We start from the raw sequence: 13,772 nt of genomic DNA, 5'->3' as shown, positions 1-13,772 counted from the left end.
ACTGCCGTTGCCGCAGATGCCTCAGGCCTCGGGCGCAGGGGCGGCTGTCACGCTGGCACCGCTCGATGCCCAAACCGGTGGCCGTGTGATCGTGGCTTATACCGGGATGAACGATAAACACAGTATTCAACTGACCCTGACGGGCACCCCGGGCGCTGGTTCGCCGGTGATTGCGGCGAAACCGGGTGTGGCTGAGGGCAGTGTTGAGTTTCTGATCCCGCCGGAAGCGATTGCGGCGAACATTGGTAATGCAGCGAAAACCTTCGAGCTGAAATATGAAGTGACGGCGGGCGGCAAGGAAATACCGTCCCTGCCACTGACTGTGACGGTCACGCCGCTGCCGGCGGCGGAGCTGGACAAGCTCAGCATCGTGCAGGCAGTGGGCGGTGAGCTGGATCTGAGTACCGTCGAGACGGGCGGGACTTTCCGCGCAGGGGTCTGGTCTTTCATGAAGGCCGGTCAACCCGTATGGGCAGAATTAAAGGGCAAGACTGCCCAAGGTGCCGCGCACAATCGGGTGATATGGGGCGGGGCGGGTTCGGCGGTGGATCAGAACTGGATAAATACAGGCAAGTATGAGCAGGCAGTGCCTTATAGCTATCTCAAGGATCTGGGACATGACACTGAACTCGAGATACATTTCAAAGTTGCGCTGACCACGAGTCAGGTCGAGGCAGATGCGATTGTCGGGCCGGTGAAGAAGTACCGGATCAAGGCACTCGATCTGCGGCAACCCGCCATCAAGGAAGCCAGCGGCGCGGATCTCGAACCAGTCAACGCCATAGACACCCTGACAGCGGTGGTCGATTACACCGGCATGAGCATCGGGGACACCATCATCGTCACCTGGACCGGAGCAGCGAATACACCGCCCGGCGGTTCACACACCGCACCGCCAAAAATCGTGCAGACAGTGGCCCCGCAGGAAATTGCACTGGACAACAAAGTTGTCGCATTCAATCTCGGCAAAACAACCACAGTGACCTATACCGTCTCACGCGGCGGCAGCCCGGTGCCTTCGTCGGCGCTGAATTTGCACGTAAAAAATTTGCAGCAAAGCGCTCTGGCAAAACCGACCATCACCCAAGCCGCCAACAACGGTGACGGTGCTGAACTGGACGTTTCTGGCCTGACCGTCGATGGCACCGCACGCATTGGCGGGTGGCCGCTTATCGCTGTTGGCCAACCGGTCTGGTTGGCCCTGACCGGAATCAATACTGATGACAGTCCTTATCGGAAAGAGCTGTGGAAAGTGCCGGACAAAACTGACGCTACCTGGTTGAGCCAAGGATTCTCTACTGTGGCGATCCCACGCGCCGAATTGCGGAATCTCAAACATGGCAGCGCGTTGAGTTTGCAGTTCAAGGCGGGATTGGGCGGGAGTCAGGTTGAGAGTGAGGCGGTGAGTTTTCCGCAACGTGTCTACACGGTTAGATCCGTGGTAGCAGAACAACGTCCAGTCATAACGTTGGTAAAAGATTCCAAAGGAGAAATCAAACCCGGGGGAACAACCAACGAGACGACCATCACAGTAGAAGGGACGGGCACAGCTCGATCAACCCTCGAAATCACCATGGGCGCGGGTATCAACGAGCGAGTGGTCGCTGATAATCAGGGAAACTGGACAATACAGATTTCTCGTTTGCCGGAAGGGACATACTCGATAGTTGCTAAAACAGTAGGTGGAGCATTACCAGGTTCGGATCCGTGGATAATTACGGTAAAACTGGAGCTGCAGTTTGATGAGACCGATATAGAAGTAAATACTGAGAATTATCTGGTGTATGAAGTCCTCACAGCTATTGCCGCGTCAGTTATCTATCTTCGCGAGGCAAAAGGCGGTACTCCGCCCTATACTTATCGCTCCAGCTCACCTGACTTCAGAGTTACAAGTGGCGCGGTTTTTTACATCGGTATAAAGGCCGCGGAAACCACGATTACCGTTACAGATGCGGCACTTCAGTCAAGATCTTACAAGTTGAAATACACAGGTTTAGCAAACCGCTTTGCATGCATAAAAGTAATTGGCTACGAAGATCAATATGACAAATTGGTCAGAGAAACGCAAAAGTTATGGGGGGGGCAAGCCGCAAGTTACGCCGATCTGGAAAATCTAGCAAAAATGGTTACTTCTATTGGTGGCGGTGTCCGGGTCTGGACACCTAAGCTAGTGGGAGGACGGCGGCTTTATATGTATGTACCTACAGGTGAAACGGGAACGTTCCCTGGGGAAGCGCGGGTGCTGTGCAACGTCAGCTAATAAGAGTAATTCTCTACGATTTGGCTAGAGAACGACCAGACCGCCTTCGCGAGCAGGCTCGCTCCCACATTGGGGCGGTGTGATGCTTGAGTTGTCGGTGGTTTAAACACCGCTGTTTAAGCAACACCCACAGACACTCTTTCAGGCTACGCAACCTTGCGCCTTTGCCTACAGCTACGCCAGAATCCGCCGGCTTGTGCGCTTGGGGGCCGGTCTTTATCGTTGGCTGGTCGCTGACAAATTCAGCGATCGGGTTTAGCGACTCGGACCAAAAAAGTGCACCAGCGCCCCATGCTTCGTTGCAGGCAATCGTCTGCACTGCGCTATGGCGGCTGTATGCGGGAGACCTTCGGGTCTACCGGGTTGCCTTTTTTCCGGTTCGCTAACCTGCATACGGTCGCCACCCATCCTGTTTAGCGACAGGACGTGGTGATCTCAGCATTAAAAAGGAGATCCACCATGTTCAAAATTACCCCCAACCCGCCAGACATCGACCCCACATCCCCGTACGAATCCATCGATTCGCGAAAGCTCCACCAGGCCGCCGACCGCGCCCTCGACCATTACCTGTGCCCACCCGGCTCCACGCCGCCGCCCCGCAGAACCCGCGGGATGTACGCCGTCACCGCCGACAACAAAAACGAAGCACTGCTGGCCGATGCCAGCGAAACACTGGCCTCGGCGAAAACCATCGCCCAAGACGTCGCCCACCTGCTGCCGGCGCCGCAGCGTCGGGCGTTGTTGGGGATTGCGCAGTTGATCATGCTCGGCGAATTGGCGGTGAATCGGGTGCTGGATAACCTCGATCTACCTGCCTGAACATGATCGTTCCCATGCTCTGCGTGGGAACGCCTCAACGGACGCTCCGCGTTCGGCTCTGGAAGGGACGCGGAGCGTCCCGGGCGGCATTCCCACGCAGAGCGTGGGAACGATCAAGAGCAAGCTCGCTCCCACAGGGATCTAAGGTTTTCTGAGAATTCCGGCACGCCGCAAAACTAAGCACACCCATCCAATTTCCCCCCAGCCATCCCCGGCATGATTCACCCCAATAACGATTAAAGGGTGGGCCCATGCACGTTTCTTCACGGGATGAACCGGCGCGCGACGTCGGTTTGCTGTTTCTTCGGGTGGCCGGCGGGTTGTTTCTGCTGTGGGTCCACGGCTTGCCCAAGCTGCTGGATTTCACCGCGCAGCTGCAACTGATCGAAGACCCGTTTCATCTCGGCGCCCACCTCACGTTGATCCTGGCGATTTTCGCCGAGGTCGTCTGTCCGCTGCTGCTCGTCGCCGGGGTACTGGCGCGATTGGCCTGCTTGCCTATTCTCTTTGTGCTGCTGGTGGCGCTGTTGGTCGTGCATCCGCAATGGAGTGTGGCCGAGGGGCAGTTCGGCTGGTTGCTGTTGATCCTGTTTACCACTGTGTTTATCGCCGGGCCTGGACGGCTGGTGATTCCTGTTCGTCTGCCCGGAGTGTTGCGTTATGCCTGAAGTCCTCAATCCACAAGCACCGGGGGCCGAGGAGACGGTCACGCTGATCATCAAGCATCGGGTCAAGGCCGGTTTCGAGTCAGCGTACGAGGCGTGGTTGCGCAACATCGTGCGAGTGGCAGGGCAGCGCGAAGGCCATTTGGGCGTGGACGTGGTGCGCGGCAAGCGCGGCCGGCTCGATTTCTACACCTGCGTGCTGCGCTTCAGCTCCACTGAGTCGATGCAAGGCTGGCTGGATTCGCCGCAGCGTCAGGCGCTGGTCGCCGAAGCGGCACCGATGCTGGCGGACGGCGATCAGACTGAAGTCGCGCCGGTCAATGAATTCTGGTTTACGCCACTGGCCGATGCCGCTTCACCGCCGCCGCGCTGGAAGCAGGCTGTGGTTTCGCTGCTGGTGATTCTGCCGCACACCTTGCTCGTGCCGCTGCTCTGGGGGCCGCTGCTGGGGCTGCATCCGCTCCTGTCCAATTACGTGGTCGCCACGTTCCTGATCACCCTGACCATCGTCCTCTCGGTGGTGTACGTGGTTATGCCGCCGGTCACCCGTTTGTTTACGCCGTGGCTCGAAGCCAGTCAGGCCCATGAACACCTCGATTCCCAAGAAACCTCGCCGCGTTGAGCGCGCGGGGTTTGCTCCTTTTTACTTTGCTTGAGGAACTGCGATGAGCGCCGATCTGATTTTGTTCAATGGCCAATTTCATACCGTAGACCGCACCAAACCGCTGGCCAGTGCCGTGGCCATCACCGATGGCCGCTTCGTTGTCGTCGGCAACGACAACCAGGCCATGGCCCTGCGCGGGCCGAACACGCAAGTGGTCGATATGCATGGCCGCTGCGTGATCCCGGGTCTCAACGACTCGCACTTGCATCTGATCCGTGGCGGTTTGAACTACAACCTCGAATTGCGCTGGGAAGGCGTGCCATCGCTGGCCGACGCGCTGCGCATGCTCAAGGATCAGGCTGACCGCACGCCGACTCCGCAATGGGTGCGCGTGGTCGGTGGCTGGAACGAATTCCAGTTCGCCGAAAAACGCATGCCGACTCTGGAAGAAATCAACCAGGCCGCGCCGGATACCCCTGTGTTCATCCTGCACCTGTATGACCGCGCCTTGCTCAACCGTGCCGCGCTGCGCGTCGCCGGTTACACCCGCGACACACCGAACCCGCCGGGTGGTGAGATCGTCCGCGACAGCAACGGCAACCCGACCGGCATGCTGGTCGCGCGGCCAAACGCGATGATCCTCTACTCGACGCTGGCCAAGGGGCCGAAGCTGCCGCTGGAATATCAGGTCAACTCGACTCGCCAGTTCATGCGCGAACTCAATCGCCTCGGCCTCACCAGTGCGATCGATGCCGGCGGCGGTTTCCAGAACTATCCGGACGATTATCAGGTGATCGAGCAACTGGCCAAAGACGACCAGTTGACCCTGCGCATTGCCTACAACCTGTTCACCCAGAAGCCGAAAGAAGAGCTGAGCGACTTCCAGAACTGGACCGGCAGCGTCAAGTTGCACCAAGGCGACGACTACCTGCGCCACAACGGCGCCGGCGAGATGCTGGTGTTTTCGGCAGCGGACTTCGAAGACTTCCTCGAACCGCGCCCGGACCTGCCGCAAACCATGGAAGAAGAGCTGGAGCCGGTGGTGCGCCATTTGGTTGAACAGCGCTGGCCGTTCCGTTTGCACGCGACGTACAACGAATCGATCAGCCGCATGCTCGATGTGTTCGAGAAGGTCAACCGCGACATTCCGTTCAACGGCTTGCCGTGGTTCTTCGACCACGCCGAAACCATCACTCCGCAGAACATCGAGCGTGTGAAGGCGCTGGGCGGCGGCATCGCGATTCAGGATCGCATGGCGTTCCAGGGCGAATATTTCGTCGACCGTTATGGCAAGCAAGCCGCCGAAGCGACCCCGCCGATCAAACGCATGCTCGCCGAAGGCGTACCGGTCGGCGCCGGCACCGATGCCACGCGCGTGTCCAGCTACAACCCGTGGACTTCGCTGTACTGGATGGTCAGTGGCCGCACCGTCGGCGGTCTGGCCTTGTACGAAGAAGGTTTGCCGCGCAGCACCGCGCTGGAACTGTTCACCCACGGCAGCGCCTGGTTCTCCTCGGAGCAGGGCAAGAAAGGCCAGATCAAGGTCGGGCAATTGGCGGATCTGGCGGCCCTGAGCGCGGACTTCTTCCATGTCGAAGAAGAAGCGATCAAGTGGATCGAGTCGGTGCTGACCGTGGTTGGCGGCAAGATCGTTTACGCCGCTGGCGATTTCGAAGACCTCGGCCCGCGCTCGATTCCGGTGCTGCCGGACTGGTCGCCGGTGGTGAAAGTCCCAGGTCACTGGCGACCGAATTCGCCGTTGCAGGCGCAGGTTCACCAGTGCAGCGGCCCGTGCGCTGTGCACACCCACAGCCATGAAAAGGCGCGGATGTCGAACGCGCCGGTCAGCGATTTCGCCGGTTTCTGGGGCGCGTTTGGCTGCTCCTGCTTCGCTTTCTGATTTCCGTCACAAGCGCCGGCCATCCGGGCCGGCGCTTAACGCTTCATCCATCCGTCCTTCAGGAGTTTTCCCATGAGCGTTCCTTACACACGTCTGAACAAAGATGACGCCGTCGTACTGCTGGTCGATCACCAGACCGGCCTGATCTCGCTGGTCCAGGATTTCACTCCGAACGAGTTCAAGAACAACGTTCTGGCGCTGGGCGACATTGCCAAGTTCTTCAAACTGCCGACCATCCTCACCACCAGTTTCGACGCAGGTCCCAACGGCCCGATCGTGCCTGAGCTGCGCGAGCAGTTTCCGGATGCACCGTTCATTCAGCGTCCGGGCCAGATCAATGCCTGGGACAACGAAGACTTCGTTAAAGCGATCAAGGCCACCGGCCGCAAGCAACTGATCATCGCCGGTGTGGTGACTGATGTTTGCGTGGCGTTCCCGACCTTGTCGGCCATTGCTGAAGGCTACGAAGTGTTTGTGGTGACTGACTCGTCCGGCACCTTCAACACCACCGTGCAACAAGCGGCTTGGGCGCGGATGTCGGCGGCGGGTGCCCACCTGCTGAACTGGTTCTCGGTGGCGTGCGAGCTGCAGGGCGACTGGCGCAACGATATGGAAGGCCTGGCGCATCTGCTGTCGGAGCGTCTGCCTAACTATCGCAACCTGATCAACAGCTATACCAAGTTCACCGCTAAGTAAGATCAAAAGATCGCAGCCTGCGCCAGCTCCTGCCGGAAGTGGCAATGCAGGCTGCGATTTTTTGCCTTCAACGCTTTTGCAGCCACCCCAAAAACCCACCTTTCCTCACCGCCACTGGCTTGGCCATCAACGCGAGGCGACTGTTCTGCTGACGCACCGCCTGCAGTTTATTCAACGCCCGTCCGACTTCCGTGCGCTGTTCCATGTATTCACGAGTCAGCTTCTTGTCGAGCCGGTAAATGATGCTCGACGTCAACGCCGTGAACGTCGCCTGCGACGGCGTGTCCGCCAGAATGCTTTGCTCACCCATGACCTCACTTGGCCCCATGCGCCCGGCCTCGACCTTGCTGTCGCCGTCCGGCACGGTCGCGCTGACCACGCCGGTGGCGATCACGAACAGCGTGTCCGGCACTTCATCCAGATCCAGCACCACCTGACCCGCCGTGTACTGCTGCGCAACCATCGACTCGGCGAGGCGATCACGTTCTTCGCTGCTCAGCGAACGGAAGATTTTCACTTCATCCAGCAGCGCGCGAGCGCGAGTCGAGGGTTCGATCACGCCGTCCGGATGACGGGAAATGCCTGCCGCTTCGAGATGCCGGTGGGCAAGGTCGAACAGCTGATTGCGCACTTCGCTTTTCTTGCCCAGTTCAGCGATGAAACCGCTGGCGACGTACTCCGACATGGTTTCGCCAGCCTCTTTGAGCACGGCTTTCGGCGCCGGCGTCAGCAACAGCGAGCTGCTGCCCTGCAAGGTGCGGTCGAGTGCGTCGAGCACCCGGCGCGGACGAATGTGGTTCGGCACTTTGATGCTGATCGACACGCCGTGCATGTTGTTCGGGCGACTGAGGTTGACGATTTTCGCCTTGGCCGCCACCGAGTTCGGCACCACGGCCATGGTTCCGGCGCTGGTCAGCAGGTGAGTGGCGCGCCAGTCGATATCGAAGACCTTACCTTCGACGCCATCGATCATCACCAGATCATCCACCTGATACGGCTTGGTGGTGTTGAGCACGATCCCGGAAAACACATCGGCCAAGGTGCTTTGCAGCGCCAGACCGACGACGATCGCGACCACGCCGGAAGTCGCCAGCAAGCCTTTCACCGGCAGCTCCAGCACGTAACCCGCTGCCGCCACGGTGGCGATCAGAAACACCAATGCGCCGATGACGTCTTGCAGCAAGCGACCGCTGTGACCGATACGGCGCATCAGCGCCAGACCGATCATTTCGGTCAGCACCCGTGCGGCGTACAACCACCAGAAAATCCCCAGCGCGGTTGCGCCCAGTTGTGCCACGCGGTCGTCATCGAACACCGGCGCCTGCAGCGGACTGACGCCGGCGTTGATCACCAGCGCAGTGAAGGCCAGAAACAGCACCAGCCGCACAGCGACTTTCGGCGCACGGTGCTTGAAGGGCGTGAAGTGCCAGAGCAGCGCGTCGAGCAGCAGCAGGGCGGCGCTCCAGGACAGCAGATGGGTGTAAAAAAGGTTCATGACCGATGCTCCGCAGTGTCTGCCAATAAAAAGATCGCAGTCTGCGGCAGCGCCTACAGGGAAATACGTTCTCCTGTAGGCGCTGCCGAAGGCTGCGATCTTTTGCTGTTAAGGCTGCAAGTGGGTTTTCAGCTCAGCCGCTGCCTGACGCACCGCCGCTTTCACTTCCGGAATCTGGCTCAGCGGATTGAGCAGACCGAAGTCATGAATCATCCCGTTGTAACGCACCGAGGTCACTGCCACGCCGGCCGCATCCAGGTGCCGCGCATAGCCTTCGCCTTCATCACGCAACACGTCGAACTCGGCGGTCTGCACCAGTGCGGCAGGCAAGCCTTTGAGCTGTTCGGCGCTGGCGTTCAGCGGCGAGGCGTGGATCTGCGCACGCTCGGCCGGGTTGGTGGTGTAGTTGTCCCAGAACCACTGCATCATGCCTTTGGTGAGGAAATGGCCCTCGGCGAATTGCTGGTACGAACCGTCGTCGAATTGCGCGTTGGTCACAGGCCACATCAGCAACTGGAAGCGCAGCGCCGGCGTTTTCTGTTCCTTGGCCATCAACGCCACAACCGCCGCCATGTTGCCGCCGACGCTGTTGCCGGCCACCGCCAAGCGCTTGCCGTCGACACCGATGTCTTTACCGTGCTCAGCCACCCATTTCGTCGCGGCGTAGGCCTGGTTGATCGCGGTCGGGTACTGCGCTTCCGGCGACGGCGTGTAATCGACGTACACCGCCACGGCGCCCGAGCCCACCACCAAGTCACGAATCAAGCGCTGGTGCGTCGGGTAATCGCCGAGCACCCAACCGCCACCGTGGAAGAACATGAACACCGGCAACTCGCCTTTGACCTTGGCCGGACGCACCACTTTCAGGTTGATGGTCTGGCCATCGACCTTGATCGCTTTGTCGCTGACTTCAACACCGGACAAATCCACCTTCACCGAAGCCTGTGCGCCGGTCAGCACTGCACGGGCGTCTTTCGGGCTCAGTTGCTCCAGCGGTTTGCCACCGCCGGCGGCGAGGGCGTTGAGGAAGGCCTGGGTGTTGTGCTCGACACCGCTGGTTTCGGCGGCGAAGGCGTTGCCGATGGAGAGGGCGAGGAGGGACGCGGTGAGGGTTTTTTTAACGATGTTCATGGTGGAAATCCTTTTGAATGTTTTTGAGTTTTTATGCCTGGCTTGCGGGCTGCTGTGGCGCTTGGCTTCAGGCCTCAGCAACACCGTGAGCACAGATTAATGAGCTGCTCGAAAGTGAAAAAGCGGCTATAAAGCGTTTAACTGTCCACCAGAGAGTGACAATGAACCCGTTCGAAGACATGCGTATTTTTTGCCAGGTCATGGAGTCCGGCAGCTTCACGTCGGCAGCTGATCAATTGGGGTTGTCCAAGCAGTTCGTCAGTCGCCGTCTGATGCAGTTGGAAGAACGACTCGGCGTGCGGTTGTTGAACCGCTCGACCCGGCGCCTGGATGTCACGCCGCTGGGCCAGAGTTACTACGAATCGGCGTTGCGCCTGCTGGGTGAAGTCGAACAGGTGGAGCAGGGCATCGCCGGGCAGACCGCCGAGCCGCGCGGAACGATCCGCCTGAGTGCGCCGCTGTCATTTGCCGTGGCGCACCTCGGTTGTCTGCTGCCGATGTTTTTGCAGCGCTATCGCGAGGTCACGGTGGAGGTCGATCTGAGTGATCGGCCGGTGGACCTGCTCGGTGAAGGTTATGACCTGGCGCTGCGCATTGGCGTGCTGGAAGACTCGACGTTGATTGCGCGGCGCATTGCGTCGATCGAGCGGGTGTACTGCGCCAGCCCGGCGTATCTGGCTGAACGGGGCACGCCGCTTGAACCGGAAGACCTGCATCGCCATGACTGTTTGCCTTATGGCCATAGCCGTTCGGTGCAGTGGCGCTTCAACGCGGGGCAGGGCAAGCCAGTGTTGGTCAATGTCACCGGGCGTATGCGCGTGAACAACGGCGAATTGCTCAGGGACGCGGCAGTGCAGGGGATGGGGATTACCTATCTGCCGACGTTCATTGTCGGCGCGGCGCTGAAGGATGGTCGCCTGGTGCCGGTGCTGGATGATTTGCGCCCTGAGCCGCTGACGCTTTCAGCCGTTTACCCGCAACATCGCCAGGCCTCCAGACCGGTGCAGGCGCTGGTCGAATTCCTGCGCGAACGCCTGAACGAGAGCCACGTCGCCCTCTGAGCCTTGCATCCATCCAAATGTGGGAGCGAGCCTGCTCGCGAAAGCGGACTGTCAGTCAAAACATCATTGCCTGACCCAGCGCATTTGCGAGCAGGCTCGCTCCCACAGGTCTTGTGGTGTTTTCTACAACTCAGTTGGCGCGTTTGTCATCGCCGGGTTCTCCGCCAACATGCACGCCGCGATCATCGCCGACTTCGCCGGCGCGATGGATCCCGTGGTCGTCACCGACTTCGCCCGCCCTGTGGACGCCATGGTCATCCCCCGCTTCGGCATGCGTGCCGTTGCGGCCGGAGGAGGCGCTGTTGCCTGAGTGACCGCTGCCGTGGTCGCTGCCGCTGTGGCCACTGCTGCCGCCGCCACCGCTGCCGCTATTGCCACCACCGCCGTGACTGCCACTGCCACCGCTTCCGCCGCTACCACCTCCGCCACCCCCACTTCCTCCACCACCGCTCCCGCCATCCTTGGCATAGGCACTGGACACCCCGGACAAACTATCCGGAACCAGCACCGTAGACGCCGACAGAACTGCGCCGATGGCCATTGCGAGCACGAGCTTTTTAATGTGCATATCGTTCTCCGTCTTTGTGGTCTTGTTGGGAACTCAAAGTGCGTTGTTGCAGCAATCCGATCCATTCCCGGCGGTCAGTGAATACTCGACGCCAGTTCGAAAATCGGGATGTACATCAGGATCACGATGACCCCGATCAGCAGGCCGATAAAGGTCATCAGCAGCGGTTCGAACAATTTCACGAACCACTCCAGCCAGCGGCTGATTTCTTCGTCGTAGAAGTCGGCGCTGCGCTCCATCATCTGCCCGAGGTTGCCGGACTGTTCGCCGGCCCGCAGCAGTCTCAGCGACACCGGCGTCACCAGATGATTGAGCTCCAGCGCGGTGGACAGCGATTGCCCCTCGCGCACACGCTCGCAGGCTTGATCCAGCCGCGTCCGCGAGGCCACGGTGAGCAAGCCGCGCACCATCGCCATCGCGGTTACCAGCGGAATCCCGCCTTGCAGCAGAATCCCCAGCGAACGATAAAAGCGCGCCAGCTCATACATGAAAATTCGTTGATGCACGGCGGGCAGTTTCTCCACCAGCCGATCCAGCCCCCGGCGAAACGCCGGTTGCTTTTGCAGCACGGCGAGGGCGATGACCATCGCGGCCAGCGCGCCAAAAAATTCCGCCTGATGCGCATGCAGAAACATCCCGCTATTCATCAACACCTGCGACAGCCACGGCAGGTTATCGCCCAAGCCTTCAAACACCAGACTGAAGCGCGGCACCACATAACCCATCAGGAACAACACCACGCCACCGCCGACTATCAGCAGCAGCATCGGGTAGATCGAGGCGCTGATGATCTTCTGCCGCACCTCGTCCATGCGTTGGCGATAACTGACGTAGCGGCCCAGCGCATCGCCGACCGCGCCGGTCTTTTCGCTGGACTGCACCAGCGCGACGTACAACGGCGGGAACACCGCCGACAACTGTCCCAACGCTTGCGAAAAGGATTTGCCCTCGTAGAGCAGGCGCACCAGTTCACTCAAGGTTTTGCGGGCGGCGGGGGCGGTTTCTTTCTCGGCGAGGCTTTCCAGCGCATCGATCAACGGCAGGCCGGCGTTGAGCAGTGTGGTCAGCTCCTGGCTGAACAACACCAGATTGAAGGTCTCGCGCTGACGCAGTTTCAGCGAGCGCCAATGCTTGTCGGCGTGCGAGCTGAGCACGCGCAAACCCTGATCCTCGGCGATCCGTCGCGCTTCGCTGTCGCCCGGCGCTTCGACGCTCAAGGACACCACGCCAGCCTTGCCGACCGCTTTCAAATGAAATCGCATGGGCCGCGCTCCGCTCACTGCCAGTTGGTCACTTCAGCGTTCTCGCCTTCACCACCCGGCTGGCCGTCCTTGCCCATCGAGAGCAAGTCGTACTCGCTGTTTTCCCCGGGATAGCGGTAGGCGTAATTACGTCCCCACGGATCTTGCGGCAGCTTTTTCTGCAAGTACGGGCCGGTCCATTTCGCCTCGTCGCTCGGTGCGGTGACCAAGGCCTGCAAGCCCTGTTCGGTGGACGGGTAATGGCCGACTTCCAGCCGATAGATGTCCAGCGCTTTGCTCAGCCCTTCGATCTGCGCCTTGGCCACTTTCACTTCGGAGCGACCGAGTTGAGCGAAGTATTTCGGCGCGACGATCCCGGCCAACAGACCGAGCACCACCAACACCACAAGCAGTTCGAGCAGGGTAAAACCGCGTTGGCCACGCGGACGAAATTGCAGCTTCATGATGACCTCCCGTGAGTGGCAGCCGTGTCGCCAGAAGAGCCTATGCAATTGCCATGCTCAGCCCCCCACTGAAAACCGTCTGATGGGCTGGAGCCCTTGTAAAACGGGCGTCGCAAGAGTCGGCACAGTGCTTGCGTATGGCTCAAACGTGATCGGCCATTGGGGCATTTCCCCCAATTTATCGGGGTCGATCCGGGGAGGCCCGACATGAAATTCCTTGCCAGCGGATTGCTCGGTTGTGTGCTGCTCAGCGGCGCCGCGCAGGCCGATGTGTTCATCTCGGTGGACGCCAAGGGCAGCTACGTGCTGTCCAACGTGCACCGGCCCGGACGCACCTACGAACGGGTGATCCACGAGGCGCAAGCCACCGTGGTCAGCCTCGATCAACAGCCGCAAATGATCGCCAACCAGCCCTATGCAGAGCTGGTTTCGGCGGCGGCCAAAGTCAACGAATTACCGGAAGCGTTATTGCACGCGGTGATCAACGCCGAGTCGCATTACAACCCCGGCGCCACGTCGCCCAAAGGCGCCGGCGGGCTCATGCAGTTGATGCCCGACACCGCGCGGGAAATGGGCGTGGCGGACGTCTACGACCCCAAGGCCAACATCCAGGGCGGGGCGAAATACCTCAAGCGTCTGATGACCCTTTTCGACAATGACATCGCTCTCGCCGTGGCGGCCTACAACGCCGGGCCCGACGCGGTGCTCAGCCGTGGCCGGGTGATCCCGCCGTTCGCCGAAACCCAGCGTTATGTGCCGAATGTCTTGCGCCAATACCGGCGTTTGCAGGGCTTGGCAATGGATGCGCCGCTGTGACCCCAACCGGGTTTTCCCCACTTTCGGGGCAAACCCGAGTGGCCCGAAAAGT

The 13,772-nt window shown here is 60.2% G+C and carries 12 protein-coding genes and 1 pseudogene; 8 read left to right on the top strand and 5 right to left on the bottom strand.

The genetic code is table 11. The features are described from left to right. From ACQ4OE_RS24255 to ycaC, 6 genes and pseudogenes are all read left to right on the top strand, one after another. A pseudogene (locus tag ACQ4OE_RS24255) lies at positions 1 to 2,260 on the top strand (hypothetical protein); the annotation flags it as partial. Positions 2,261 to 2,719: 459 nt separating this feature from the next. Further along, positions 2,720 to 3,079 carry a DUF6124 family protein gene (locus ACQ4OE_RS24250; RefSeq protein WP_430948176.1) on the top strand — a complete coding sequence of 120 codons (360 nt, stop codon included), beginning with the start codon at positions 2,720 to 2,722 and terminating at the stop codon, positions 3,077 to 3,079. Between the two features lie 251 nt (positions 3,080 to 3,330). Next, the gene (locus ACQ4OE_RS24245) at positions 3,331 to 3,747 is read left to right on the top strand and encodes a DoxX family protein (RefSeq protein WP_122592423.1); all 417 of its coding nucleotides are present in this window, start codon (positions 3,331 to 3,333) and stop codon (positions 3,745 to 3,747) included. Further along, positions 3,740 to 4,366, top strand: a complete 627-nt coding sequence (locus ACQ4OE_RS24240) for an antibiotic biosynthesis monooxygenase (protein WP_430948175.1) — start codon at positions 3,740 to 3,742, stop codon at positions 4,364 to 4,366. The genes ACQ4OE_RS24245 and ACQ4OE_RS24240 overlap by 8 nt, the downstream gene beginning before the upstream one ends. A gap of 43 nt (positions 4,367 to 4,409) precedes the next feature. Next, positions 4,410 to 6,248 (top strand): amidohydrolase, encoded by a 1,839-nt coding sequence (locus tag ACQ4OE_RS24235; protein ID WP_430948174.1) that lies wholly within the window; start codon positions 4,410 to 4,412, stop codon positions 6,246 to 6,248. Between the two features lie 72 nt (positions 6,249 to 6,320). Further along, a complete protein-coding gene (gene ycaC / locus ACQ4OE_RS24230; protein ID WP_007913541.1) occupies positions 6,321 to 6,944 on the top strand; it encodes an isochorismate family cysteine hydrolase YcaC in 624 nt (207 codons plus the stop codon). Positions 6,945 to 7,011: 67 nt separating this feature from the next. Here ycaC and ACQ4OE_RS24225 read toward each other — a convergent pair whose 3' ends face one another. Next, a complete protein-coding gene (locus tag ACQ4OE_RS24225; protein ID WP_430948173.1) occupies positions 7,012 to 8,439 on the bottom strand; it encodes a mechanosensitive ion channel domain-containing protein in 1,428 nt (475 codons plus the stop codon). A gap of 108 nt (positions 8,440 to 8,547) precedes the next feature. Next, the gene (locus ACQ4OE_RS24220) at positions 8,548 to 9,570 is read right to left on the bottom strand and encodes an alpha/beta hydrolase (RefSeq protein ID WP_430948172.1); all 1,023 of its coding nucleotides are present in this window, start codon (positions 9,568 to 9,570) and stop codon (positions 8,548 to 8,550) included. Between the two features lie 161 nt (positions 9,571 to 9,731). Here ACQ4OE_RS24220 and ACQ4OE_RS24215 point away from each other — a divergent pair, with 161 nt between their 5' ends. After that, entirely contained in the window at positions 9,732 to 10,631 is a 900-nt protein-coding gene (locus ACQ4OE_RS24215) for a LysR family transcriptional regulator (protein ID WP_430948171.1), read from the top strand. 130 nt (positions 10,632 to 10,761) lie between these two features. Here the strand turns inward: ACQ4OE_RS24215 and ACQ4OE_RS24210 are convergent, their stop codons facing one another. The 3 genes from ACQ4OE_RS24210 to gspG all read right to left on the bottom strand — a co-directional run bounded on the left by ACQ4OE_RS24210 (position 10,762) and on the right by gspG (position 12,904). Next, positions 10,762 to 11,199: a hypothetical protein gene (locus tag ACQ4OE_RS24210; RefSeq protein ID WP_430948170.1), complete on the bottom strand. Its 438-nt coding sequence runs from the start codon at positions 11,197 to 11,199 to the stop codon at positions 10,762 to 10,764. Positions 11,200 to 11,273: 74 nt separating this feature from the next. Next, the gene (locus ACQ4OE_RS24205; RefSeq protein ID WP_430948169.1) at positions 11,274 to 12,461 is read right to left on the bottom strand and encodes a type II secretion system F family protein; all 1,188 of its coding nucleotides are present in this window, start codon (positions 12,459 to 12,461) and stop codon (positions 11,274 to 11,276) included. A gap of 14 nt (positions 12,462 to 12,475) precedes the next feature. Continuing rightward, positions 12,476 to 12,904, bottom strand: a complete 429-nt coding sequence (gspG, locus tag ACQ4OE_RS24200) for a type II secretion system major pseudopilin GspG (protein ID WP_007913548.1) — start codon at positions 12,902 to 12,904, stop codon at positions 12,476 to 12,478. A 207-nt stretch (positions 12,905 to 13,111) separates the two neighbouring features. Here gspG and ACQ4OE_RS24195 point away from each other — a divergent pair, with 207 nt between their 5' ends. Then, positions 13,112 to 13,720 (top strand): lytic transglycosylase domain-containing protein, encoded by a 609-nt coding sequence (locus ACQ4OE_RS24195; protein ID WP_430948168.1) that lies wholly within the window; start codon positions 13,112 to 13,114, stop codon positions 13,718 to 13,720. The last annotated feature ends 52 nt before the right edge of the window (positions 13,721 to 13,772 follow it).

It is taken from the genome of Pseudomonas sp. WC2, from assembly GCF_050586545.1.
GTDB lineage: Bacteria > Pseudomonadota > Gammaproteobacteria > Pseudomonadales > Pseudomonadaceae > Aquipseudomonas.
This window is presented reverse-complemented; position numbering and strand designations above follow the sequence as displayed.

Bases quoted from the DNA above. Each gene is read 5' to 3' on its own strand.
- ACQ4OE_RS24195 (WP_430948168.1), top strand. From the start codon at position 13,112: ATGAAATTCCTTGCCAGCGGATTGCTCGGTTGTGTGCTGCTCAGCGGC.
- ACQ4OE_RS24245 (WP_122592423.1), top strand. From the start codon at position 3,331: ATGCACGTTTCTTCACGGGATGAACCGGCGCGCGACGTCGGTTTGCTG.
- ACQ4OE_RS24205 (WP_430948169.1), bottom strand. From the start codon at position 12,461: ATGCGATTTCATTTGAAAGCGGTCGGCAAGGCTGGCGTGGTGTCCTTG.
- ACQ4OE_RS24215 (WP_430948171.1), top strand. From the start codon at position 9,732: ATGAACCCGTTCGAAGACATGCGTATTTTTTGCCAGGTCATGGAGTCC.
- ACQ4OE_RS24250 (WP_430948176.1), top strand. From the start codon at position 2,720: ATGTTCAAAATTACCCCCAACCCGCCAGACATCGACCCCACATCCCCG.
- ACQ4OE_RS24225 (WP_430948173.1), bottom strand. From the start codon at position 8,439: ATGAACCTTTTTTACACCCATCTGCTGTCCTGGAGCGCCGCCCTGCTG.
- ACQ4OE_RS24220 (WP_430948172.1), bottom strand. From the start codon at position 9,570: ATGAACATCGTTAAAAAAACCCTCACCGCGTCCCTCCTCGCCCTCTCC.
- gspG (WP_007913548.1), bottom strand. From the start codon at position 12,904: ATGAAGCTGCAATTTCGTCCGCGTGGCCAACGCGGTTTTACCCTGCTC.
- ACQ4OE_RS24210 (WP_430948170.1), bottom strand. From the start codon at position 11,199: ATGCACATTAAAAAGCTCGTGCTCGCAATGGCCATCGGCGCAGTTCTG.
- ACQ4OE_RS24235 (WP_430948174.1), top strand. From the start codon at position 4,410: ATGAGCGCCGATCTGATTTTGTTCAATGGCCAATTTCATACCGTAGAC.
- ycaC (WP_007913541.1), top strand. From the start codon at position 6,321: ATGAGCGTTCCTTACACACGTCTGAACAAAGATGACGCCGTCGTACTG.
- ACQ4OE_RS24240 (WP_430948175.1), top strand. From the start codon at position 3,740: ATGCCTGAAGTCCTCAATCCACAAGCACCGGGGGCCGAGGAGACGGTC.